The sequence below is a fragment of the Erwinia sp. PME.40.26/001 genome (genome assembly GCF_055556675.1).
This window is the reverse complement of sequence record NZ_JBVHNP010000310.1, coordinates 1-253: the sequence shown is the minus strand read 5'-3', so window position 1 is coordinate 253 and position 253 is coordinate 1. Positions and strand designations below refer to the sequence as shown.

Genomic DNA, 253 nt, shown 5'->3' with positions numbered 1-253 from the left:
CGTAATAGGGCGTGACGGAGAGACCGGCATAGCAGTAGGTCTCCATGCGGACACCGCGACCGCCGGGCGCTTGCCAGCGCGTGATTTTGCCCGTCGACGGCGCGAAATCAGCATCGGGATCCTGCGCGGTGACGCGAGCTTCGATGGCGTGACCACTCAAGGTCAAATCTTCTTGCGTAAACGGCAGTGGTTCGCCGGCGGCGACGCGAAGCATGATGTGGACGAGATCGATGCCAACGACTTCCTCGGTGAC

Annotated in this window: 1 pseudogene; it reads right to left on the bottom strand. The window is 62.1% G+C overall.

The features are described 5' to 3' along the window. Positions 1-253, bottom strand: a pseudogene (locus ACZ3HG_RS24320) (acetyl-CoA carboxylase biotin carboxylase subunit); the annotation flags it as partial.